Genomic DNA, 23605 nt, shown 5'->3' on the forward strand with positions numbered 1-23605 from the left:
CTAGTATAACATTTCTTTGAAAAAAAAGAAAGGTTCACCGCCCAGGCCGTTCAACCTCCAAAAGGGCACTTTGCACCTCTAAAAACTATAACGGATTGCCGCATAAAGATTTGTGTTGTCCCGAAACTGTCCAAAGAAGGTGTTTCGATAGTCGCCGAAAAAGATATTGGACCCCATTTCCATCGACCAGCGGTCGCTGGCTTTGTAGTGCACGTTCGGCCGCAGATAGGCATCCTTGTCGGAGGGCGAATAATACCCAAAGAAAGAAAGCGTCAGGTTCTGGTTCATCAGCAGTTTGGTCAGCCGCAGCGTCAGAACATGGCGAAACTCATCCCGCGTCATTCCCGGCGACTGTTTGTAGGCGTCATAATCCAGCATTTGCTCAACATAATACTGCATTCCGGCCGTGAAATCCGTGCCGATTTCCTGCGTATAGCCGAGCAGATACCGCATCTCGGAATTCGCCGTCATCGGGTCATCGCCGTTTTCATCATCGCGCGACTGATAATAGCCGATTTCCGCATTCCCAATACCCTTGCCGACCTGCCCGCGGACGCTGGCGCCGTACACATTCAAATCCGGAAACGTTGCCAGACCGGCTGCATTCTGCCCGGCAGGACTTTTCCAGAACCCATGATAGCCGTACAGGGCAAACTCGTAATTGTTGATGTTTTTGTACAGACGCAGGGCCACTTCATCATCCCGAAACCAGCGGTCGGGCTTGTCGGTATGAATGTGCACATCCTCCCCCGCCGTTCGTCCCAGATTGGCATTCCAGTACGAGATTCCCTCGCCCCGGATGAACCGATCGCTGTCAAACTGGGGTGTATAAACGATATCCAGATTCGCCCAATCCTGGAAGAAGCTCACCTTAACGGCATCCGACGGGGCCTTCAGGTATTCAACATCGCGCCCGAGAAAGAAGGACTGCCAGTCTTTGGGGAACAGGTCGTTGATAAACAGCATATCCCCTGTGCCCCAGGTGAGAACCTGTCGGCCCAGTTTGACATCCATTGAGTCGCTCGGACGGAAAAACATCCACGTCTCGCGCGTCTGGTAGCGGCCTTTTTCCTGAACCCAATCCCCAAAGACATCCCCTTTGTATTTGAACTCCGCCCAGTCCGTATAGGTGAACAAATCGAGCTGGAAGCGGGTTTCCATCACAGACATATCCTTCTGATAGCGGTCATTCTGCAGGCGATAGCCGCCGCGGGCCTCCCAGAAGCCGTGCACCTCCGGCTCAGCCCATTGACTCCAAAACGACTGTTTCTGTACCTCTTCTCCACTTGCCGCTGCAATTGTCCAAAGCAAGACTGCCGCCGCACATCCTCCCGGAATCGTTCTCATCGCATCGCCTCCCGCGGCGGACGCCGCAGATAGCGTTCCGTAAACAAATCATCATTCAGGCCGAGATTGTACTGGACATTGCTGAACTTCATTTCCGTCGTGCTGCCGGTTTTGAGGTCTTTGACAACCGATTCGGTCACCGTCAGATACTCTACCTGACGGTCGCCTTCTTTGGCGGAAATCGGCTCAACCTTTTTGGCCTCGATGACCCGATAAAGGGTACCGCTTTTGTCGAAATATTCCATCTTCATCGGCATATAGGTCTTGCGGTCGATTTCCACCGTGAAATAGGAAAACTCGACAGAGGCCGGATTTTTCGGCGTGTTCTTAATCAGAAACCGCTCCTCGGTCACCTGAGCCAGCTCGTGGACATCCTCCTCCAGACTGCGTCCGGAAACGTCTTCATAGAGAAAATCGGAGCCGACAAAACTCGTTCGCTTATCCGAGGCGGCGATGCGGTTAACCAGGTCCAGCGAGGGCAGATACAGCCAGCGGTCATCATCTTTGTCGAGAGCGGCAAATTTGTGCACCATAAAGACCATCCTCCGCACATCCGGCGGCTGCAGGAAATACACAAAGTATTTCTGGTTGCCCCCTTCGCCGTTTTTGCGCAGGATGATAAACTCCCGGGTGCGGACGTTGCCGTTTCTGTCGGTAATCTTCATCGATACGGTGCTCTTGCCGTCCAGGCCCTGATAATAGGCCATATGATTGGCCCGCTGGACAATTTCATCGACAGAAGGGACCGCTTCTGCCTCCTGAGCCGCCGCCGGCAAAGCCGCCAAACCGGCCGTCAGCAGAACCGTCAGCCAGAATCCGAATGTTTTCATAGCACTCTCCTTTCTATCCCTGAATTCCAAGTTTCCGCAGGATTGTCATCATCGGACACCAATTGGTAAAGGCCGACTGCAGGAGATTGGCTCCCACAAAGGCCGTAAACCAGAGCCAGTACGGGCTGTGCACAGCCGCCAGCCCGACACTGAGCAGAATAAAAAAACCTGCAATGCCGCGCAGCATTCGTTCGACCGTCATATTTTACCTCCCTTCTTCAGAAGATACAGAGTTTTTCGGTTCGCTCATCCGGCAGGCCTGCCGGCGGGACAGCAGCCCGCAGGTCAGGGCCAGCAGCGGAATCAAACCCAGACTAATCCAGGTCAGTTTTCCCACACCCACGTGCCAGTACTGATGAACATTCAGTGCAATCAGGACGACGGTTGAAAGCGAAATAACCAGACAGAATCCGCAGTTGCAGGCCGGCCCGACCGGCTGGGCAGCCGGACGAAACAGGACTTTTTCGCCGATTTTCAGCAAGGCCGGCAGCACCAGCAGCGTAACCACACCCGACAGAGCCATAATCGCACACAGAAAGATGCCCACGGTCTTATACGGCACCAGCGGAGCCGCCAGCAGCGGCAGAAAGCCGATGGCAATCACCAGCACATTGCGGGTGATGGCCCGGGCCGGTTCGCCGAACATTTCCTCAGATACCTTCTCCCACGACCCGACCTTTTTGTAATGGTCCCGTGCTCGTTCGAGGAAATGAATGGCAAAATCCACCGCCATTCCGAGCGTCAGGGCGCTGAGCACCGCCACGGGCATATCATAATCCTTGCCCAGCCAGCCGATCAGACCGTAGATCATCACAATCGTGATGGTCAGCGGAATCATGCAAATCAGACCCCACAGCACCGAACGGAACAAAATCGCCATCATAATAAAGACCACCAGAAAGCTGCCGAGGAACGACTGGAGCATCCCCCAGACCATCTTGTTCTGCCAGATGATATTGATATAAGTCAGCCCCGCCCACTGATGCTCCAGGGCAATCGGCGGCGGACTGGTCTTCCAGTATTCCTCCACCGCCCGCACGACCCGCTCCATATCCCGGTTGTCGCCGCTGGTCAGCTGCATCCAGATAACCGCTTCGGTCATCTCCTGCGTCGTCATATGCCACAAATCCTGCGGACGATGGCTGTTCTGGTACTGAATCAGACATTCAGCGACCTGTTCAACCTTCTCCGGAACCCGGAAACTTTCCGGTCGGCCGTCCACCAGTTCCTGATTGACCTTCATCACAATATCTGCAAGGGAATTGCTCTTGCCGACCAGGCCGGCCTTTTCCAGATGGGTCTGCAGCCCTTTTATCCAGACCAGAACCTCCGGCCGTTTGAACGGCCGAAGCCGCTCCCGCTCCACGCCGAAAAAGGCCTCCAGTTCCTGCCAGCCGTAAAAATCCTGGTCGGAGGCCTGCTCCATCCGGGTCTGTACAAACCGAACCATCTCTTCCATCAGGGCCGGCGCCGTTGAACCCTCGGCTGCCAGTTCCTGCAGTTTGTCCCCAGCCGAAACAGCAGCCTTCTCGATGGACGGCTCTTCGGCTTTGCGGTTCTCCGCAAGCCGCCGGAGACGCTCCTGAACTTCCTGGACAAAGCCCGCCTGGGCCGGATGTTCATCCGGACTTCGAAGCACCAGATAGGCCATATAAGTGCCGCCGAAATGTTCATTCAGGGCGATATCGGCCTGCCGTATCGGATGACGTCTGGAGAACCATTTGACCGGATTATCGTTGATGACAATCTGTGCGATGCCGTACACGGCCCCTGCTGACAGCAGCATCAGAACCGCCAGAATCGGCTTGGCCTGCCGCACAGTCATTCGTCCGGTCCGGGCCAAAAGCCGCGTCAGCCAGGTCTGCGTCTCTTCCTGATGCACCGCCAGACCGAAATTCGCCAGGGTTCGCTCCGGAAGCAGCATCACATAAGCCGGTACAAACGTCACGGTAAAGACCCAGGCAATCATAATCCCGATCGATACAAACACGCCGAATACCTGCACCGGCGGAATCGGCGTCAGAGCCAGCGACAAAAACCCCGCCGCCGAGGTCAGCGAGGTGTACAGCATCGGGACAAACAAGATGTGCATCACTTCCAGAATGGTCTGTCGGCGGCCTTTTTCCCGCGTATAGCGGTCAAAAAACTCCGACAAAATATGGACCGAATCGACCACCGAAATCGGCATCAGGAAGATGGGAATCATTGAGCTCATAATATGAACCGGATAGCCGAACCCGATGAGAAGCCCCATTGTTGTAATGACCGAGACCATCGCGATTATCATCGGCGAAAGAACCAGCACCAGCTTGCGGAAAAACAGCAGCATCAGAATAAAAATCGTGAGCATCGCCAGCGGCGCCGAAACCGCCATCTGGATGAACATCTCTACGCCGAAGGTGTCCTCCGCTACGGGCAGGCCGGTAATATGATAGGACTCGGTACCGCCCAGCTGGGCAATCTTTTTATTCAGAGCCGAGTAGACCCGATAACTGAGGTGTTTGTCCGTCAGCGGCAAAAGCAGCATCAGCGCCTTGCCGTCTTCGGAAACCATCGTGCCGCGAAGAAGCTGGTTGGACATCACTTTGTCGCGAATCTCCAGCGCCTCCTGGTCCGTCTTCGGCGGCTGCGGCATCAGCCATTCAAATCGCACCATCCCGCCGCCCCCCTCGATATGGTCAATCAGCGAAGGAGCGATGATGTCCACTTCCACCACCCCCGCCTGCCTGCCCGGATTCTTCGGGTCCTCCCATCGGAGCGTCTTGGCAAATTCCGTCAGTTCATACACACGGTTCAGCGTCGCCGCATTGAATACACCCGCCGGATGTTTTTCATTAATCACTCCCAGCACCACAATGTCGCTCAAATCGAACCGCTGCTTGGTCTGATTGTGAAAAACCCGCACCGGTTCATCCGACGAAAGCATATTCTCCGGGTCCGTATCCACCCGAATCATCGGAATCATCACGGCACAGGCAAGCGTAAACAGAACCATCGTCCAGGTAATCCATTTGGGATGGTCCGCTGAAAAAGCAATGATTTTATCCTTGAATTCCATTGCTGCTCCTTTCTATTTCTCCGCAATCAGACAACACAAAATTCTTCTTTTAACTGTTTGGCCGTTTGGGAATCCGCTGTCTGCCGGCGGGCAACCGAACACCAGGTCTGATAGCCGCCGCTCAGATTGCGCACGTGAAATCCGTTTTGCAGGAGAATCCGTGTGGCGGCATAACTGCGCACCCCGACGCCGCAATAGGGATAAATCGTGCGGTCTTTGGGCAGCTCACCCAGACGCTGCCGCAATTCGTCCAGCGGAATATGGACCGCACCCGGGATATGGCCGCGCTTCCATTCCCCGTCCGTGCGGACATCCAGAACAAAATCCCCTTCCCGGAGACTTTCAAAATGCGCCAGCGGCATCGTCCCATCCAGCACATTAGCCCCGACAAACCCAACCATATTGATGGGATCTTTGCCGCTGCCGTACGGCGGGGCATACGCCAATTCCAGCTCCATCAGGTCAAAAACGGTCATCCGCTTCTGAACCGCCGCCGCCAGCAAGTCGATGCGCTTGTCCACCCCATCCCGTCCGACAATCTGGGCGCCCAGAATCCGCCCGTCCGGTTTGCTGAACAGCACCTTCATATGCAGCGGCGCCGCCCCGGGATAATAACCCGCATGATGGGCCGGATGCAGATAGATTTTCTCATAGTCTATCCCCGCCTTTTTCAGAGCCGCTTCCGGAGTCCCCGTCATCGCCGCGGCCAGGTCAAAGACCTTCAAAATGCCGGTCCCGATGGAACCGCTGTACCGGCGATTCAGACCGCAGATGTTGTCGGCCGCCATTCGTCCCTGCTTGTTGGCTGGACCGGCCAGCGGTATCAGCGCCGCTCCGCCAAGAACCGGATGTTTTACCTCGATTGCATCTCCAATCGCATAAATCGACAGATCATTGGTTTGCAGGGTCTCTGAAACTTCGATTCCCCCCAAAGTTCCTATTTTTAAGCCGGCCTCTTTTGCCAGTTTTACTTCCGGCTTGACGCCGACAGATAAAATGGCTAAGTCGCACTGCAAAAGCATTCCGGATTTCAGACGCACGCGAAGAGCATCGGCCGTTTCCTCAAAAGCCGCAACGCCGTCATTGAGCCACAAGGCGACATTCTGCTGCTGCAAATGTTCCTGCAGATAGAAAGCCATCTCCGGGTCCATCACGGCGGGCAAAACGGATGGGGCCAACTCTACGACAGCCGTCAGCAGACCGCGATGACGAAGATTTTCCGCCATTTCCAGTCCGATATAGCCGCCGCCGACAATCACGACGCGTTTGGGATTGTTGGTTTGAATAAAAGCATCGATTGCATCTACATCCGGGACCGTACGCAGGGTAAAAATCCGTTTCGAATTGATTCCCGGAATCGGCGGTCGGAACGGCTCGGCCCCTGGAGAAAGAATCAAAAAATCATAGGATTCCCTGTATATCCTGCCTGTGCGGTGATCCTGAATCTCGATTTGTTTGCCGGCACGGTCGATTCGAAGGGCCTCATTCTGAATCCGGACATCCACTCGGTACCGTTTGGAGAAGCTTTCCGGGGTCTGCAAAAGCAAATCCTGGCGATTGGCAATTGTCCGACCCAAATAATACGGCAGACCGCAGTTGGCAAAGGAAATGTACGGCCCTCGTTCGAGAAGGATGATTTCGGCTTGTTCATCGAGACGGCGAAGCCGTGCCGCCGCCGTCGCCCCGCCTGCTACTCCTCCAACAATCACAATCTTGCGACTCATTCGATGACCTCCTCAGATGGGATCAGGGTTCACAATGATTATAAACACAATGGAGAAGGTGAATCACGTTTTTATTTTTGATGCGGTAAAAAACGTTGGTCCCCTCTCTTCGGCATTCGAGAATATCCTTATCGCGAAGAATGGCCAGCTGCTGGCTGACCACGGCCTGCGGGCAGCCGATCCGCTCCATAATTTTATTGACGCAAAGCTCTTCATGGGCCAGCGCCTCGATAATCTGCAGGCGGATGGGATGAGCCGCCGCCCTTAGAACCGCCGCCGCTTTTTGAGCAATTTTCGCATCCATAATTTTCCCCTTATACATAGGACCATCTTTATATCTTTATATCTTTATAGTCATATATTTGGAAAAACTCTTTTGGTTCGAGACTTTTTAAAATAATTATATCTTGTTATATAATAAGATTTTATGTCTCTTTGAATTGAACAAAATTAAAACGATGACGGATGCCCCAACTTTGACGAAAACAAGACATGTTTTGTATTTAAAATTTATAGGTCATGGAAACCCCAATTGACGGTGCATGTGAACGGAAGGCGCCGCTGGCACCATAATTCCGCTTATTCAAATCCTTGTCGAAAATTCCCAGCAGATTCATCCCATCAACTCGAAAGGTCAGGTTTTGATTGGGTCGATACTGAAGGCCCAAATTCAGATAATAATTGCCCCGGTAGCCGCGCTTCCAGTCTGGATCTATCGGATAGTACTCGTTCTGACTAAGCTGGTATTCGTCAAAATCCTTCAGACCGCCGAATCCCCAGTAAATCCGCATCGACCCGTCTGCGGACCATTGTTCGCTCAGTTTGTGCTGAAAGGTCAGCTTCGTCACATGATTGGACCACAAGGCCCCGTCATCCCCATACCCATAGGCCTGCGAGGTAATAATGGTGGTCTGCCCCGGTGACAGCGAAAAATCATACAATTTGGTAAATCCATGGGAAAGGGTGAATCGTGTAGCTTCTGTATGATAAGAAGCCTCCAATTCAAAACCCCAGTTTCGCTGAGTCCCCACCGGCACAGCCGCTCCGGCAGCCGCCGAATAGGAAATCAATTCCAGATTATAGTGCCAGAATAACGAAGCTGCCAAATCCAGGTTCTCGCTCTGGGCACGTTCATACCGCAGCTCAACATTGTCCAGAATTTCCGGGTCGCCGTCCGGCAGATTGACCAATGCATTCGCCCGCATTTCTTCTTCAAAATTAGTCCGTACGGAACGCGCCCACAAAAGCTTATAAACATCTCGTTTCGTGGGAGCATAAATCAGCGAAGCCCGCGGGGAAAACAGCCGGCTGCTGTAAGTATGATCGTCAATACGTCCGCCGAAAAACGCGGTCCATTGTTCACTGATTGTCCACTGGTATTCCCCGAACAGCGAATATAAATTTGTAGACCAGCGATTCATTGGAACCCCGGCATTGGCCATCGCATCATCTGTAAAATCCATATCCGGATATCCATGAGCTTTTCGTCCCAGCTCATGATGCGAAACCTCAACGCCCAAGGCCGCCCTGTGACTGTCATTGAAGGAATGGCGAATCATGGCCCGCCCGTAGTATTCGTCTTCTCGATAGACCTCGTTAAACCAGTTTACAGTCCGGCGTCGATAATCGAACAAATCATAACTGAATGCCAGACTCAAATCCGTCTGTTCAGACAAATTCGTCTCATATCCGACATATCCCGTCAGCTGCTGATACTGATAAAAATTTTGTTCCAGTGCCGACGAAGCTTCGTACTCCGGATACCAGATAATACCAGGATCTCCCCAGTCTCCGCTCCAGTCCGGAGGAAAAATTGGCAGCCAGTTTCCCGTCATGCGGCTTCTGATATAATCCGTCCATCCGTAAGGGACACGCGCTAACGCCCCCGTCGTCCACGGAAATTGCTGCCCGCCGCGCGTATAGCGCAGCCAATAGGTCCAGTTTCCCTCATCGTATTGAGCAAACAATTTGATCGGCGGCAATCCCCTCGCGGCCGCCTGATCCGCGGGCATATTGATACGGGTCATCGCCTCTCCGGCGGCCGTACCGTCCCCCGGAAGATACGGAGCGCCGGGAGACTCATTCCAGCCAAAATCAGACGTAGTCGGAAAATCAAATCCATAATGCACAGGGGCATCATACTTGTCCGCCCCGTTGTATTTGCCGATGCCCACATAGGTAAACAGTCCGCCGTCCCTGTCCGCGAAACGGCGGCCGTGCCGAATTTCCGTTGAATAAAACTCCTCCACCGCCCCGCTGCGGAATGTCACATCCGTTCCTTCAAAGGTCAGCCCGCTGTGCGTAACAATGTTGATGACCATTGAGACTGCCCCCGGACCATACAAAGCCGAACCGGGTCCTCGGATAATATCAATATGGTGAATATCCTTCAGAAGCACCAGGTCCCGCTCGCTGATTGCCCCATAGTGCATTCGGTCATTCATCACTTTCCCATTCACGGTCAGCAGATACTTGTCGTCCCGGTCGCTGATGATTCCCCGCAGTCCCAGATTATCCGGCTCCCACGTATTGCGAAGCCACTGCAGATTGGGAACATAAATATCCAGCAGTTCAAACAGACTTCTGGCTCCGGAGGCCGCAATATCCTCTTGGGTGATCGTTGTAACCGATGCCGGCACCAGACGCGGCGATGATTTGGTCAGAGAAGCTACAGAATCCAGCCGGACTTCCATTAGCTGTTCCAGCGACATATCAAAAAAATTATCCGGTGTCAGCTCAGCCGGTTCAGCTGCATCCAAAAAACCCGACAAACAAACCCCTGCCAGCACCCCCAGAAACAGCAACCCAAGACGGTTCATAGAGTACCTCCTGTTTTCTTTCACTCTGCAAATCTCCCCGGCCGCCGACCCTCAAAACGAAAAATCGTCCTTTTTACCTTGCGATATAATGTGCCTTGATTTCCTGAAGACGAAAAGCAGCAAATATTTGCTCTTAAACGTATGTTTTGTTCCTCCAGAGTCCGATAAGGGAGCAAAAAATCGACTTAAACAGGTCGTTTTTTTTGCCGATAACCAAGGTGTTCTGTTTCGAGAATCCGATTCTTCGAAGGGAACTCTTATGCGGTCGGCGCCGAAAAAAAAGGGGGCTCCAGCGGCGCAATGGATTGTGCTTCTTCTTATGAGTACCGTTGTATGGGGGGATTCCGTATCCGGTCTTGAATCAAACGACCTTTACAATCTCTCACTGGAACAGCTGCTGAATATCGATATCTCCGTGGTATCCAAAAAAGAAGAGACTCTGTTTGAAGCCCCGGGTGTAGCCGTTATCGTTCCGCAGGAGGAATGGACCCTGTTCGGCGACCGCACGCTCTTCGGGCTGATGCAGCGGCAGCCCAGCATCTATACCCGCAGTTCCTTTGTCTTCTCCGACAACCTGGCGGGCTTCCGCGGGAATATGTCCACCCATGCGGAAATGCATACGCTGATTCTCATCAACAACCGGCCGGTCCGTGAAAGTGCGCTCGGCTACAACTTTCCTCTCTATATGGCCTACCCGCTGGCGGCACTGGAGAGCGTGGAGATTATCCGCGGCCCCGGTTCGGTTCTCTACGGCACCAACGCCTTTACCGGCGTAGTCAATCTGAAAACCCGAAACATCCCCGAAAAACCCGAATGGACGCTTTCCGGAGTGGGCGGCTCTTACGGGTATTATCAGGGTACGTTTGCCGGAGGCGGACGGTTCGGCTCGCTGGGACTGTTCGGAACGTTTCAGTCGCTCGGTCAGCAGGGAGAACCCTACAAGATGTTTGACAGTCTGGGAGTACCGGGCCGCGATGACCGCCACAGTCGGAACTTTTCCGGAACACTGCATTTGTCTTACGAGGACTTTACCGCGGACGTTTTTGCCGCCGATATCGACACCTACTCGATGGGTGTGATGCCCTTCTGGTCCAATCCGCACCACGAATCGCAAACCAGCCGGCTGTTCTCCAATCTCGGCTGGCGGCATCCTCTGGCGGACTCGGTTGAACTGGAACTGAATCTGACCTACAACCAGCAGAAAGACAGTCTGTCCAGCCCTGCTCCCCTGAAAATCGGCACTAACAGCGAAGATTGGCTGGGGGAAATCACCCTCTATGCTGAGCCGACCGAGGGACTCAACCTGGTCTTCGGCTATCTGAAAGAGCGGCGCCGCAACTTCCGTGCGGATGAGGATCACTTCCAGTCCATCCCGCCCTACAAATATTACCCCCAAAGCGCCTACGCACAGGCGGATTATCAACTCGGGACGTGGGCCAAGTTCATTACCGGAACCCAATGGAACGAATCCGGACAGGGCAGAGAAGACTTTGTGTTTCGTCACGGTCTGATTCTGACCCCCTTCGAACGATGGGGAGTCAAGCTGCTGTACGGAGAGGCCTTTCGGGCCCCCGTGGCGATGGAATCGGACCTGTATGACCCGCCGATTCTGACAGGCAATCCCAATCTGGAACCGGAAACCATCGCCACCTATGATGCACAATTGTTCTATCACACGGAAAAAACCTTTGCGGCTCTGACGGTCTTTCAAAGCACCATCGAAAAACTGATTATTTACAACACCTCCGTCTCACCGTGGTCCTATATGAACGGCGGCAAACAGACCTTCAAGGGCCTCGAAGTCGAATGGAAGCACTTTTTGTCGCCGCGCTGGCAGATTCTGGGGTCGTACCTGCATCAGGAAAATCAGGCCGATGCCGGACTGAATCCCACCGTCGTGCCGGAAAACATGTTTAAGACGGGAACCGCTTACGAATGGGAGAAGGGGTCTGTGGGCGTCTTTGTGACCCATTTCGGCAAACCGCCGCAGGTAGACTCGCCGATGAACATCAACCCAAACCCGAAGGCCGTCACTCTGCTTTCCGTCAATCTGCAAATGGACATCTCGGACTGGATGGGAATGAAAAAAGGATGTTCCACCCTGATGCTCAAAGGGGAAAACCTCCTGAATGACAAGGAATTCGCTCCCACGTTCGCCTACACCGGCACACCCAACTCGTTCCCCTACTGCGCCGGAAGAACGTTTTATGCCGGTGTAAAAATCACCTTTTAAAAAAGAACAGGGCCGCCTCGCTGAGCGAAGCAGCCCTGCTGACTCTGCCGAAGAAAAACCGTTTACTGTTTGCTGACGGTAATCACACCAGCGGAATAGGCCGGCATCCGCAACCGCAGCGTTTGGCCGTTCAAACCGACAACCTTGGCCTGCACACGGACGGCATTCGGCTCCGCCAGCGTGTTGCGGGCATACAGACTGCCCGGTGCAACGTAATGCATCACAGCCGTTTGAGGCACAAAGGAACCATCAATCTGGAAGGCCAGCGATTTGTCTGCCGGGTCTGGATTCACCACCCGAAGGATCAAAGTTTGGCCATCCTCCGACAGGACGCTCACCACATTCAGATTGTTGTCCTGACCGGTTGTCTGAACCCGATAGGGAGCATAGTGATCACGCCACAGCTTCATTACGACATAATTGGGAGCCGGAAACCAGCCGGTATGGTCAAAGTTGATAAAGGCGTTATCCCAGCCGCTGGCCGAGGTATGCCGCAGGAACAGCGCAGGACCGCCGATTCTGAAGTTGGCCCCCTGCCGCTCGAAGGTGTTCAAAATCCCGCCGGCAAACAGGCCGGTCCGCCAGTCGGTACTCTGGGCATTCCATTCCGAATTGTAAATCTTGATATTGGGATTGGCGGAGGCAGCAATACGGCCGGCCAGATTGATCAGGTAGTTCTCATAGTTCACCGGCCCGGACTTAAAGCCGCTCGGGTCCTCATAGTAGTGGACACTGATAAAATCAATCAGCGAAGCACAGCCGTTCAGAATGTCCTGATTCCAGCTCTGGTCATAGCCGCCGCTGCCGACGGCAATCAGATAAATCGGCACGCCCAATTCATCCGCCTTGGCCCGCATGGCCGGGGCAAACAGCTGAACGCGGGCAATATAAGCCGCAGACCCCGCCGCCCAGGTTTCGTTGTCAAGTTCCCAATACACCACATTGTACGGCTCCGGATGACCGTTGGCCGCCCGCACGGCCCCCCAATAGGTTGTCTGGGCATCCCCGTTGCAGTATTCCATCCAATCGAGGGCATACTGCAGATACGTCTCCGGCGTATCCGGACTTAATTTCCACTGTGCCGGAGCCCCGCAGGCACTGTTCAGAACACCGGTGTTGATGCAAAGGAGGGGCTCGGCACCGATACGCTCGCACATCCGCAGAAACTCATCGGTTCCGAAAGAGTTGGTGTCCTGGTCATCCCACATATAGGCACTGTACTTGCGGCGCTGATGCTGCGGGCCGATTCCGTCCTTCCAGAGGTACAGCGAAGCAAAACAGCCGCCCGGCCAGCGGATAATCGACGGACGCAGGGCCTCCACCGCCGCCAGCAGATCCGGACGATAGCCGCCGACCGCCAGCGCATCAGCCCCCATCATGCTCACCTGATCGATATATACCGTTCCGGTGCCGAGCAGAACAATCCGCAATGAACCGTTATTGGTCGTGCCGCTCGAGACAATCTGAAACGGATATTCGGTCCACTGAGCTGTCGGAGCCGGCAAATCCGCCTGCCCGAGCACCGTTGAGCCGTCCATCAGCTGCACCCGAACCCCGGCCGGCAGCGTCCCTTTCATCCAAAGAGAGCCGCTGTACACCTGCGGGATAAACTTAAAGTTGTCCTGCTGAAGGCCTGCACCGGCAGAGGCGGCTGTAATTTTTACACTCACGTTATCATTGAGGGCATCGGTATCCGCGGAGGCCGTACCATTGCCGAAGAACGTCCAGTTTTTCGCCGCAAACTGACCGGACGGCAGGGTCGGCAGTCCGCTGAACAGGACCGTCGAATCCGTCAGCGAAACAACCTGAATGTTTCGATAGCGGGCCTGCGTCGCCCACGTCCCCACCCCGACCATACCGGTCAGGTGCGGACTGCTGCTGTCCGTATAGTCAAACAGCTGGGTATCATTGAGCCAGACCTGGAACCGATTGCCTTCACATCGGATTCGAATGGAATACCAGACTCCTGCCGTGATGCTCCCGGGCACAAAGGAGGTTACCACGCTTCGGCCGCCGTTGACTTCTTTTTCAATGGCGTGCTGCGTGTTGTTCCAGCCGCCGATATTGCACCAGTAAAAATTGTTTGCATCCGAGGCCCGGAAGAGAATGAGAAAGGCCTCGTTTCCGCCGTCTTTTTTCGCCTCGAGCGTCAACTCATAATCGCCCCAGGACGGGTCGCCGAACTCCATATGAACATCCGTCGCCAGCGACGACTGCACCAGCTCGTCGCCTTCAATCGACCACAACCCGCCGCCGCTGGAAGCATCCAGCTCAAAACTGCGGTTCCAGACCAGTTCACCCCAGAGGCCGCCGTTGGCGGAATGATAGATGTGTTCGAGGAAATGCCCGTACACCTTCTCATCGATCGTATTCAGCACATCCGAAGGATTGACGGCAAAGGGCTGCTGAGAAATCTGAATGGAGCGTTCATAGACGTCTTCCTGATAGACCAGCGTATCCCGCAGCCAGTCCCCCGCCAGCTGCTCCAAATCGAGCGGGGTCTCCGTGGTCAGCCAGACCCGGCTCAAAATTGCCAGGTCCTCCAAATCCACAACGCAATCCAGATTGTAGTCGGCCTCCACATAACCCCAGACGCCGCAGACATCCTCATAAATGGAAACCTGGAGCTCATAGAGACCGCCGTTGTAGGATGGGTCGCTGCTCGAAACCGCATGGAGAATTTGTTCGGTTGTTCCTAACAGACCGACGTTTGCAATTCCCACTGTTACCGTCTGCGGCTGATTCCAGTTGGAGGGAGTAAAGGTGAGGACGTTCGGCTGCCCGCCGCCGTTCCCGACGGTCAGAGAGACCGGCGGCTGAACCGTAATGACCACATTGGACGTCGGTGCAGCCAGAAGCTGAATCGTATAACTGTCGGTTCGGGACGGCTGACTGGTAAACAGGACCGTCCGTCCGTCGCTTTCGGTAAACTGAACCAGCGGCTCGCTGAGGGCATTGGGCCCCCAGGCAGCATGCTGAGCAATTTCGGCGGCGCTTAAGGCCGAATCCCAAATCCGAAACTCGTTGATGGAGCACTGCACATACGGATCGGCATTGTAGAGACTGCGGGCCAGATAGGCATAGGTCGTGCGAAGCCGGCTGAGGGTGGTTGTGCCCAACTCCGCCGTGCCCTGCAGGACCCCGTCGATATAATAGGCCAGCCCAGTCCCGTTGATGGTCAGGGCGTAATAATGCTCCTGCCCGTCATTGAGTTCCGGGCCGTTGACGCCGACCTCATACGACCACGGAGCCGAACTGCTTTCTGTGTTGGCAATGGCCGCCCGTGAGACCTCATCTCCTCGCGTTGTGCACAGCATCAGATAATCCCGCCCATAGCCGTTGCTGTAGCGTCCGCCGAATGCCGCCGTCATGGAATACGACTGATTGACGGCCGGCTGGGCGGACCACAGCTCGAGGGTAATCGCCGAATAAGTATTAACAGCAATTGTCGCGGCCGGCAGATTCACATAATCATCCACCCCGTCACAAATCACCTGCCCGCCCGATACAGACGCTCCGTTCATCAATGTTCCATGCGCTGTACCAACACTGTCCGAGGCATCCGAAGTAAAACTGTACCGATGGCGAAGAGCTCCTGAGGCCAGACCCCAGGAAAAGACAAAGACCAGAAAAAACCCCACCCGCATTTGTGTTTTCATAATACCCCCAATCGCAAGAACCAATCCATTTTCATTCCCCCCGCAGAATACACAAATCCGCTCCGGCACGGTTTTGAGCCGTGCCGGAGCGGTGAAAACCTCAACTCACTAAAACCAGGCCGGTACAATCCTGCTGATTACTGACAGGCACTGGCCGGATAGATACCGCACTTGAGCCACTCAGAAGCTATCAGCGCAAAATCAGCCAAAGTCACCTCGCAGTCATTGTTGATGTCATACGAGGGTTTCCACCGGCAGTACGGACCTGTATCGGCCACGTACAGGTCGGCCACCTGGTCTGCCGTCAGAGCATAGTTGTAAATGCGGAATTCATCCAGACCGCCGTTGTAGTACTGGTCACCCGACCAGGCACTGCGTCCAATCCAGGAATTGGTGCGTGTGACAATATTCGGCAGCGGGACGGTGCCGGAGGCAAGCGGCAGACCGTTCTTGTAAATAACCACATTTCCGTTCTGGGTCATCGTCACCGCAAACATCTGCCACTGGTTGAGTGCAAGGGCATTGGCGGCATCGACCAGACCGCCGCTGGAGGTTCCCAGATAAACATGGAACCGCAGCGTTGTGCCTGTTCCGACTCGGCTGAAGAAGATGTTGTCGCTCGGAGCCCCATTGTTCAGCGAAATGAACCGAGCCCAGTTGGCCGCCGCAGCCGGGTTGGCCCAGAAGGAGAAGGTCAGACCCGGCGTGAAGTTGTCAAAGACATCCGGCAGGTCCACATAGGCTGTTCCGCCGGACAGGAAGATGGCCTGGCCGACTTTGCCTGCCGCATAACTGTAGGTGCTTCCGGTTGCCGTTCCGTTATTGCCGTTGCCGGAATAGTCGTTGGAATCTCCATTGAACGGATAGTACGCCAGCATCCGCTTGACCGCCAGACGAACCGAATTGGACTCCTTGGTTCCGCCGGTATTGATGGCGCGGGCAAAGTATGTGCCTTCATCAGCCACTTCCAGATTGGCGATGCTCAGTGTAGTCGTCCACTCATCCCCGACATTGGTCAGCGTAATCGTCACATCCGGATCCGCACTGGTCACTTCCACATTGTTGCGGAACCACTTAACGGTCGCTGCCTGGGTGCTCACGAATTTGGCCGACAGAACCGCTGTCTCGCCCGGAAAGCCGGATGTGTGGACCGGCTGAACCGTAAAGATCGGGCCTTCCGGAGCCGTTGTAAACAGATACATCGGGCCGACAAACCGCTTGCCTGTACCGGACTCAATCACATCCACACGCCAGGCATAGGTTTTCTGCTTGGTCAGCGTGGTTGCATTCAGAGAAAGAGCCGTCGTGGTGGCATAGGGGGTTCCCGGATTTACCGTCAGAGCGTAATTGGGGTCGACAATGTTCGGGTCTGTGGAAATGAAGACTTCAAAATGATCAACGCTGATTCCCGAATCGACCGTCCAGCTGAGCGGCGTATAAGGATTGTAGGGAACATCCTGGGCATTGTTTGCCGGAGACATACTCAGAATGACGCAGTCCTGATAGGTATCCGGACCCAGCTGATTGCTGAGCGTCACGCCGGTCTGCGTGAGAGCATGATTGTAGATGCGGTATTCGTTGATATAGCCGGCCCAGGTGCCGTCCACCGTATAAACGCCCTTGCCGATGTAGGCCTTGGTGTTGCTCAGATTGGCCAGGGTCGTGCTGCCCAGCGGAGCCGTTCCCTGCAGAACACCGTCGATATAGAGGGCCACGTTTGTGCCGTCCACCGTCATGACATAATGGTGCTCAATACTGTCATTGTATTCCGGGCCGTTGACGCCGACTTCATCGCCCCAGGGGGCATCTGAATCAGGCGTGTTGGCAATGGCGGCGCGGGCTACATTGTCGCCGCGGCCGGAGGTCAGGAACAGATAGTTCATTCCGTAGCCGTTGCCCCACGTATCACCAAACGATGTGGTCATGGTCCAGCCGTTATCGGTGGTCTGGGTGGACCAGTATTCAATAGTCAGCTGCGAATAGGTATTAATCGCAATCGTTGAACCGGGCAGATTGACAAAAGCACCCGCCGCATCCGTGCCGCCGAAAAACTGAATTTGTCCGTTTGCAATCGCCGGATTGTTCACCAGCGTTCCGTCCGCTCCGCCCACAGAGTCGCTGGCATCGGATGTAAAGCTGTAGCGGTGGGTAATCGCCGCCGAGGCCGGCCAGACCAGCAGGCCCGCCAAAAGCAAAATCATTAATCGTTTCATAAGAACACCTCCCAAATAAAACCTCTTTGGTTTATGGCCTTGAAGACACACCCTCCAAAGCCGTTTGCTTTCATTACCCTTTTTCCTCAAAAAGCAGCTTCTTGACTCCGCTGAATTTACGCTTTTTAGGAACGCTTGCGTCCCAGCATCAGAGACCCGAGTCCCAGCAGCATCATCGTGGCCGGCTCCGGAACCAGAAACTCACTCGGACTGAGGGCAGCATCCGAAAACCGAATGTCATCCATATAGCCGTTGATGTGGTCCACAAACCAGGTGTTGTACCAGCCGCGTCCGAACGTCCAGTTTGCACTGATCAATGCCAGTGCGTTATTCCCGCTGCCCATTGGTGTTTCGGCGGCCAGAACCCAGCCGGCGCTGCTGTTGGGAGTCCCGTTGACCCACAGCCGAAGCGTGCTTCCGTCGCTGGTAGCGGCAATTCGGTACCACTTGTCCTGTTCCATCGTAAAGGTAGATGTGGCAAGATACCGACTGCCGTCGGCTGTACGGAAGTTAATCCGGAAATAATTGTCCCACGTCTTCTGCAGATACAGAATCGACTCCGGATCCACACCCGGGTCGGCACTGCCGTCACGGCCGATAAAGGTCTGCCAGCGGTTATCGGCAATTCCGCCGATCAGCTTTACAGCGCATTCCATCGTCCACTGAGACGGAGCCCACGCTACCAGCCCGGCATCGAAGGAATAGCCGTCCTGATGATAGTCGGCATTCCGCATGGCAAGACCCGCCCCCGTCGGGGTATGGTCCGTCCACGACGGGCCCCAGTAGTCATTCCAGCCCCGCATCATATAGTGATTGACGGTATCATAGGAGCCGCCGGAACCTTCCGGCTGTCCAGCCGGCGTAAACGGCTGGCCGGCCACGCCATCCTCAAAATCCCAGTACGCTACGGTTGTAGCCAGACTCGCTGCACTCATCGAAAGCATCATGACAAACAGAATCTTCATTTTTGTCTTCATCTTTCCGCAACCTCCAAAAAAGGAAATCAAACCGCTTGAAAAACCCAACCACACACTCCACACTTCACACGCTTTTCACACACACTATGGTTTCAGCGTCAGCACCGTCAGCGAATAGGGGGCAAACTCATACGCAAACCGGCTGCCGACGCCGTCAAACTCGCTTTCTTTCGGAACCACCCGCTGCGGATGAGCAAGCGTATTCTCCTCCTCCGCTCGGCCGGCAAGCACAGCCACTTTGGCCTTCGGGGAAAACGTCTTGCCTCCCTGCAGCCGAATGTCCGCTGAAATCGGTTTATCAGACGGATTGACCGCCTTCAGATACACCCGCCCGTCCGCCTCTTCCGTGACCGACACATACAGCCGCTGCGGTCCTTCCGATTTCACCTCGCTTTTCAGGTAGCCCGTTCCCTTGTAATGACTGAACAGCTTCTGCACATAATAATTCGGCGTCCCAAAGCAGGTCAGATTGTCAAACCAAATCAGATTCGGCTTCCACTGCCAGCCGTCCACGTGGGCCGATAGCGGCGCATACGCCGTCATCACAACCACATCGCCGTTGCGTTCCAGACCGGTCAAAAACGCCGCCTCCGCCAGGGCGCAAATCAGATTGTTGCGGTTTTCCGGACTGGCAACGCCGTGCGACATCGCCGCATACTCGCCCACAAAAATCTTCGGCCCCTGCCGGTCATAGGAATCATAGTGATCGAGCAGCTCAAAAAACCGCGGATAGCGCCGATAGAAATGCTCATCGACAACATCGGGCTTTAAAATTCGCCACTGCGACCAGAGATACTCAATCTCCGCCGGCCCGTTGGGGAAAATCTCCGGCTCTGAGCCGCAGCCGGCAATCAGCTTGATATTCGGATATTTTTCACGGATGGCCTTTTCAAAAACCTTGTAGCGTTCGATATACTGCGGCCCCCATTGCTCGTTGCCGATTCCGAGGTATTTTAAGCCGAACGGTTTCGGATGGCCCATTTGGACCCGCACCCGCCCCCACGTGCTGTCAGCGGGCCCGTTGGCAAACTCAATCAAATCCAGTGCATCCTGAACGTAGGGCCCGAGTTTGTCCAGCGCACAGACCTCGCCGGAATTAAACTGACAGGCCATTCCGCAGTTGAGAATCGGAACGGGCTCCGCCCCGATTTGCTCACAGAGCAGAAAATACTCAAAAAAGCCCAGTCCGAACGATTGATAATAATCCGGTGTGAGGCGGTGACGAAACTCCGTATTCCACCGGTTGATAATCGTCTTGCGGTCGCGAAGGTCGCCGATGGTGTTTTTCCACTGATAGCGAACCGCCAGCGTGGAGCCCTCCACGATGCATCCGCCCGGAAAACGCAGAAAGGCCGGCCGAACCTCCGCCAGCAGCTGCACCAAATCTTTCCGCAGTCCCGGAATCGGACGGTCGGCCTGCCGGGCCGTATCAACCGGAAACAGCGAAATCATATCCAAATCGACCGTCCCCTTCGACATCGTCAGCACATTCAGGTTGGCCTTCGGCTCCGTGACGGCCGCCTTCATCGTAATCTGATAAAAGGCCCAATCCGCCCCTTTGACCTCGAGGGACCCCTCGAGCACCTTGGCTCCTGACGGAGATACGGCCTCAATCCGAAGCGGCATAGAGGTTCCGCTCGGAACCCGGGCAAAAACGGTAAAATAATACTCCCGGCCCTGATGAAGACCGATGCCGCGAAAGCCCTCGTTGGATACGCCGAACCCCCTTCCGGGTTCCTCCACGGTGATTCGCAGAGCGCGGGCATCCGATTCTTTATAGGGCTGTTTCGAAACGACGGCTGCCTCTCCCTTGGCCCCTTCCTGCCGGAGAATTGACCAGCCCATCATTCCATCGGGAAATTCGAACGAGCGGTTCTTGACCTTCTCTTCATACAAACCGCCGTCCGCCCCGAAATTGATGTCCTCAAAAAAAAGACCGTACATCATCGGGCTGACCGAATGGGTCGGCCGGTCTGTATAAACCGTCAGATTGATCAGCGGCTGAGCCGTACAAACAACAGCCCCAATCCGCAAAAGCATCCCCGCTGCGGCCGCCCTGCCGCTCCAGCAAACTCCTTTCAACTGTCTCAACGGTCACCCTCCCAAAAAACGATTTCCGCGTTTTTTCAACCCTGCAGAACGCAGCGTTTTTCTCACCACCAGAACCACATCCCGATTTGAATCCGTGGATTCATCCGGTCAAACCGCCGCCAATCCACATGCCCATCCGTATAGGCAACATTGGCTCCTTCCGGAAGAAATCCGGCATTGTTGCGCTGCCGGGAATAGTGATTCGTATTATCCCAAAGGGTTCCGTCACTCATCTGAGGGTCATCAATTCCCCCCTGCGTGAGCTGATCAAACCGATTTCCCGCCCGGCTCGTACCATCACTGAGCACGGCATCCATAATCATAATCCGGGAACTGGCTGCCTGAACCTGGGAAATCTTCCGAATCCACTTGGCCTGTTCTCTCGGATTATCCAGATTGGCTGGCAAAGTGGAAATTCCTTCGGTATTGAATTTATCGAACATATAAATATAAGGAAGCACCCGATAATAGCTCAGCCGCTGCGATTGAGTCAGGGTATCTTCATTCCGAAGAGGTACAGGGCTCCGGTAAGGGCCGCTTCCATACAGCCAGCTGAACTGCCAGAAACGGGCATCATCGTACCTTTTAAGCTTGTTGGCCGGATAAAAAAACGTTTTGTTGTCATCAAAGCCCGCATACCGGGACATCTGATTCGTTGTCTCAAACAGCATATCCCATAGCCAGTACAAGGTCACAGAGCTCTTATAAATTGGAACCGAAGAATTATTGTCATTGGCATACAGAAGCGTCCCAAGAGACTGCTGCTTAAGATTGTTGGCACACATTGTTTTCTGGGCATAGGTCTTGGCCCGGCTCAGGGCAGGAATCAGCACACTCAGCAGCAGGGCGATAATGGCAATCACCACCAGCAGTTCAATCAGCGTAAATCCCTTTTGGGGCCGACGTTGAATGGGATTGTTTCGGTACATCATTTGTTCTCTCTCACTAATTTAAGGTTTCGATTTCCAGTTTGGCTTTTTCTTGACGCTTATGGCTCCAGCCGCAAAACCGGCGCCCCGAACAGGCACCAGTCTCCGTGCTCTTCATTGTATCCGGCAGGCACCTGCTTGCCCGGATGGGTGACCGCCGCCAGGGTCAGGAAGCGGTCTTCGGGTTCCAACGGGATGGAAATGCGGCAGAACTGGCCTTTCTGGACGGCCGGCTGGAAAAACCGCACCTTGCCGTCCACCAGAACATACAAGTCCGCCAAACCATATTCCGGTGCGGTGGCGGATATGCCCCCGATGGATTCAAACCGAAGAATGCCGACGCCCTTGAGGGCCTGCCGCATCGCCTCCAAATCGAAGGTAATCCCCTGATTGGCGTGGATAAAAATCGCCGGGCTTTCCGCATTCCCATAGGAAACTCCATTCAAAACCAGCCCGGGGCCGCCGCCGCCGAATGACTGCTGCGTTCCGTTGACAATGCTCACATAGTAGTGCCGGTTGGTTTTCGGGCACTGGTCAAAAATATCCCCTCGGCTGGAGATTACTTGGGGTCCCTGAGAAGCGTCCGGTACAAAAACGCCGTCGATAAACGGATGCCAATCCACGGTTCTGTAGCGGTTATTCGCATCCGGAAAACGCTCATAATAATAAACATCCATCCGCATTCCACGGGCATTCGCCGGGTCAATCCCGCATTCCAGACAGCCGGTTCCCAGACCGTTGCCGCCGCCGACCATATCCGCCAGATTGAGGGTTTTTTGCCCTTTCCAGACCATCTGGGTTTTGGTGTCAATCCGCTGGGCAAAACCGGCCTCTTTGAGAGCAATTTCCTCCACGGTTGCACCGCCGTCGCGGACTCGGCGGGCCTGGCCGGCCTGCACGGAATAAACATCCTGCTCCCCCCGGCCCGTTACGAGCGAGGTTTTTCCTTTGGTTACGTGCAGTTCGACGGAACAATCCACATTGGCCTGAACGCCGAACTCCGTACCCAAATCCACAATCCGCATTCCGTTGGCCAGCACCGTGAAACCGGATGCATAATCCGGCACCCGGGCATACACCCGCCCGTACGCCAGCGAAAGCATATTGTCGGATTTGCAGACAAACTCGGCCGGTCCCTCAATAACCGCCCGCGCACCGGAATAAAACTCAACTTCCAGTGTTCCCGACCGAAGAATTCTGGGCTCATCGGTATTGTAGAGCAAATCCTGAACCTTCAGTCCTTCTTCTCCATTCTGCCACCTGGGCTCGACGGCCTCCGTCACAAACGCCACCGGTTCCCGTTCCGGCAGGAACTTGATGGAGGCAAAAAAGACCACCAGTGCCGCCATAGAGGCCACCAGGCCCCACAGCGCCGCCTTCTGCCGGTCCGGACGCGATGCAGCCGTCCGGCGAACCGGTTCCGCTGCCGGCTCCTCTTCTTCCTCCGGCAGCTCAATCGAAGGAGCCACTCGCTCCTCTTCTGCAAACAACTTCAGCAGATGGAACTGCTCATCAATCTCATTCGCCGTCCCCAGCGACGCCGACGGAATCACGGTGCTCTTGCGAAGCGCCGAGGCCACCAGGTAAAAATCCATCGCGTAGCGCAGGGCTTCGGCATCCTCCGACAGAATGGTATTCAGATGCGCAATCTGCTCGGAGGATGCTTCATTTTCAAGCATCTGATACAAAAGCAAATCCAGTTCCTGACGCTGCACTTCGTCCATC

At 54.8% G+C, this 23605-nt stretch carries 14 protein-coding genes; 1 reads left to right on the forward strand and 13 read right to left on the reverse strand.

Going from position 1 to position 23605, the window contains the following annotated elements:
- Positions 1-78 precede the first annotated feature (78 nt).
- From PKY88_02095 to PKY88_02125, 7 genes are all read right to left on the reverse strand, one after another.
- Complete coding sequence (locus PKY88_02095; GenBank protein ID HOQ03993.1) at positions 79-1347, reverse strand: hypothetical protein; 1269 nt, start codon at positions 1345-1347, stop codon at positions 79-81.
- On the reverse strand, positions 1344-2177 hold the full coding sequence (locus tag PKY88_02100) for an outer membrane lipoprotein-sorting protein (protein ID HOQ03994.1): 834 nt from the start codon (positions 2175-2177) through the stop codon (positions 1344-1346). Before PKY88_02100 ends, PKY88_02095 begins: the two co-directional genes overlap by 4 nt.
- A gap of 13 nt (positions 2178-2190) precedes the next feature.
- Positions 2191-2379, reverse strand: a complete 189-nt coding sequence (locus PKY88_02105) for a DUF2892 domain-containing protein (protein ID HOQ03995.1) — start codon at positions 2377-2379, stop codon at positions 2191-2193.
- Positions 2380-2382: 3 nt separating this feature from the next.
- Entirely contained in the window at positions 2383-5235 is a 2853-nt protein-coding gene (locus PKY88_02110; protein ID HOQ03996.1) for an MMPL family transporter, read from the reverse strand.
- 26 nt (positions 5236-5261) lie between these two features.
- Positions 5262-6959, reverse strand: a complete 1698-nt coding sequence (locus PKY88_02115) for an FAD-dependent oxidoreductase (protein HOQ03997.1) — start codon at positions 6957-6959, stop codon at positions 5262-5264.
- Positions 6960-6981: 22 nt separating this feature from the next.
- The gene (locus tag PKY88_02120) at positions 6982-7263 is read right to left on the reverse strand and encodes a metalloregulator ArsR/SmtB family transcription factor (protein ID HOQ03998.1); all 282 of its coding nucleotides are present in this window, start codon (positions 7261-7263) and stop codon (positions 6982-6984) included.
- Between the two features lie 199 nt (positions 7264-7462).
- Positions 7463-9778 carry a TonB-dependent receptor gene (locus tag PKY88_02125; protein ID HOQ03999.1) on the reverse strand — a complete coding sequence of 772 codons (2316 nt, stop codon included), beginning with the start codon at positions 9776-9778 and terminating at the stop codon, positions 7463-7465.
- 259 nt (positions 9779-10037) lie between these two features.
- On the opposite strand from PKY88_02125, the gene PKY88_02130 reads away from it, so the two are divergent.
- Positions 10038-12011 carry a TonB-dependent receptor gene (locus tag PKY88_02130; protein ID HOQ04000.1) on the forward strand — a complete coding sequence of 658 codons (1974 nt, stop codon included), beginning with the start codon at positions 10038-10040 and terminating at the stop codon, positions 12009-12011.
- Between the two features lie 62 nt (positions 12012-12073).
- Here the strand turns inward: PKY88_02130 and PKY88_02135 are convergent, their stop codons facing one another.
- The 6 genes from PKY88_02135 to PKY88_02160 form a co-directional block, all read right to left on the reverse strand.
- Positions 12074-15670: a DUF1080 domain-containing protein gene (locus PKY88_02135; protein HOQ04001.1), complete on the reverse strand. Its 3597-nt coding sequence runs from the start codon at positions 15668-15670 to the stop codon at positions 12074-12076.
- Between the two features lie 137 nt (positions 15671-15807).
- A complete protein-coding gene (locus PKY88_02140) occupies positions 15808-17883 on the reverse strand; it encodes a hypothetical protein (protein HOQ04002.1) in 2076 nt (691 codons plus the stop codon).
- 125 nt (positions 17884-18008) lie between these two features.
- Positions 18009-18860, reverse strand: a complete 852-nt coding sequence (locus tag PKY88_02145) for a LamG domain-containing protein (protein ID HOQ04003.1) — start codon at positions 18858-18860, stop codon at positions 18009-18011.
- Positions 18861-18944: 84 nt separating this feature from the next.
- Entirely contained in the window at positions 18945-20951 is a 2007-nt protein-coding gene (locus PKY88_02150; GenBank protein ID HOQ04004.1) for an alpha-L-arabinofuranosidase C-terminal domain-containing protein, read from the reverse strand.
- A 62-nt stretch (positions 20952-21013) separates the two neighbouring features.
- A complete protein-coding gene (locus tag PKY88_02155) occupies positions 21014-21883 on the reverse strand; it encodes a prepilin-type N-terminal cleavage/methylation domain-containing protein (protein HOQ04005.1) in 870 nt (289 codons plus the stop codon).
- A gap of 56 nt (positions 21884-21939) precedes the next feature.
- Entirely contained in the window at positions 21940-23604 is a 1665-nt protein-coding gene (locus PKY88_02160) for a hypothetical protein (GenBank protein ID HOQ04006.1), read from the reverse strand.
- Position 23605: the final 1 nt, after the last annotated feature.

It is taken from the genome of Anaerohalosphaeraceae bacterium (assembly GCA_035378985.1).
Taxonomy (GTDB): domain Bacteria; phylum Planctomycetota; class Phycisphaerae; order Sedimentisphaerales; family Anaerohalosphaeraceae; genus JAHDQI01.

Bases quoted from the DNA above. Each gene is read 5' to 3' on its own strand.
- PKY88_02095 (HOQ03993.1), bottom strand. From the start codon at position 1,347: ATGAGAACGATTCCGGGAGGATGTGCGGCGGCAGTCTTGCTTTGGACA.
- PKY88_02140 (HOQ04002.1), bottom strand. From the start codon at position 17,883: ATGAAACGATTAATGATTTTGCTTTTGGCGGGCCTGCTGGTCTGGCCG.
- PKY88_02155 (HOQ04005.1), bottom strand. From the start codon at position 21,883: ATGATGTACCGAAACAATCCCATTCAACGTCGGCCCCAAAAGGGATTT.
- PKY88_02130 (HOQ04000.1), top strand. From the start codon at position 10,038: ATGCGGTCGGCGCCGAAAAAAAAGGGGGCTCCAGCGGCGCAATGGATT.
- PKY88_02110 (HOQ03996.1), bottom strand. From the start codon at position 5,235: ATGGAATTCAAGGATAAAATCATTGCTTTTTCAGCGGACCATCCCAAA.
- PKY88_02145 (HOQ04003.1), bottom strand. From the start codon at position 18,860: ATGAAGACAAAAATGAAGATTCTGTTTGTCATGATGCTTTCGATGAGT.
- PKY88_02100 (HOQ03994.1), bottom strand. From the start codon at position 2,177: ATGAAAACATTCGGATTCTGGCTGACGGTTCTGCTGACGGCCGGTTTG.
- PKY88_02115 (HOQ03997.1), bottom strand. From the start codon at position 6,959: ATGAGTCGCAAGATTGTGATTGTTGGAGGAGTAGCAGGCGGGGCGACG.
- PKY88_02135 (HOQ04001.1), bottom strand. From the start codon at position 15,670: ATGAAAACACAAATGCGGGTGGGGTTTTTTCTGGTCTTTGTCTTTTCC.
- PKY88_02125 (HOQ03999.1), bottom strand. From the start codon at position 9,778: ATGAACCGTCTTGGGTTGCTGTTTCTGGGGGTGCTGGCAGGGGTTTGT.
- PKY88_02120 (HOQ03998.1), bottom strand. From the start codon at position 7,263: ATGGATGCGAAAATTGCTCAAAAAGCGGCGGCGGTTCTAAGGGCGGCG.
- PKY88_02160 (HOQ04006.1), bottom strand. From the start codon at position 23,604: ATGGACGAAGTGCAGCGTCAGGAACTGGATTTGCTTTTGTATCAGATG.
- PKY88_02105 (HOQ03995.1), bottom strand. From the start codon at position 2,379: ATGACGGTCGAACGAATGCTGCGCGGCATTGCAGGTTTTTTTATTCTG.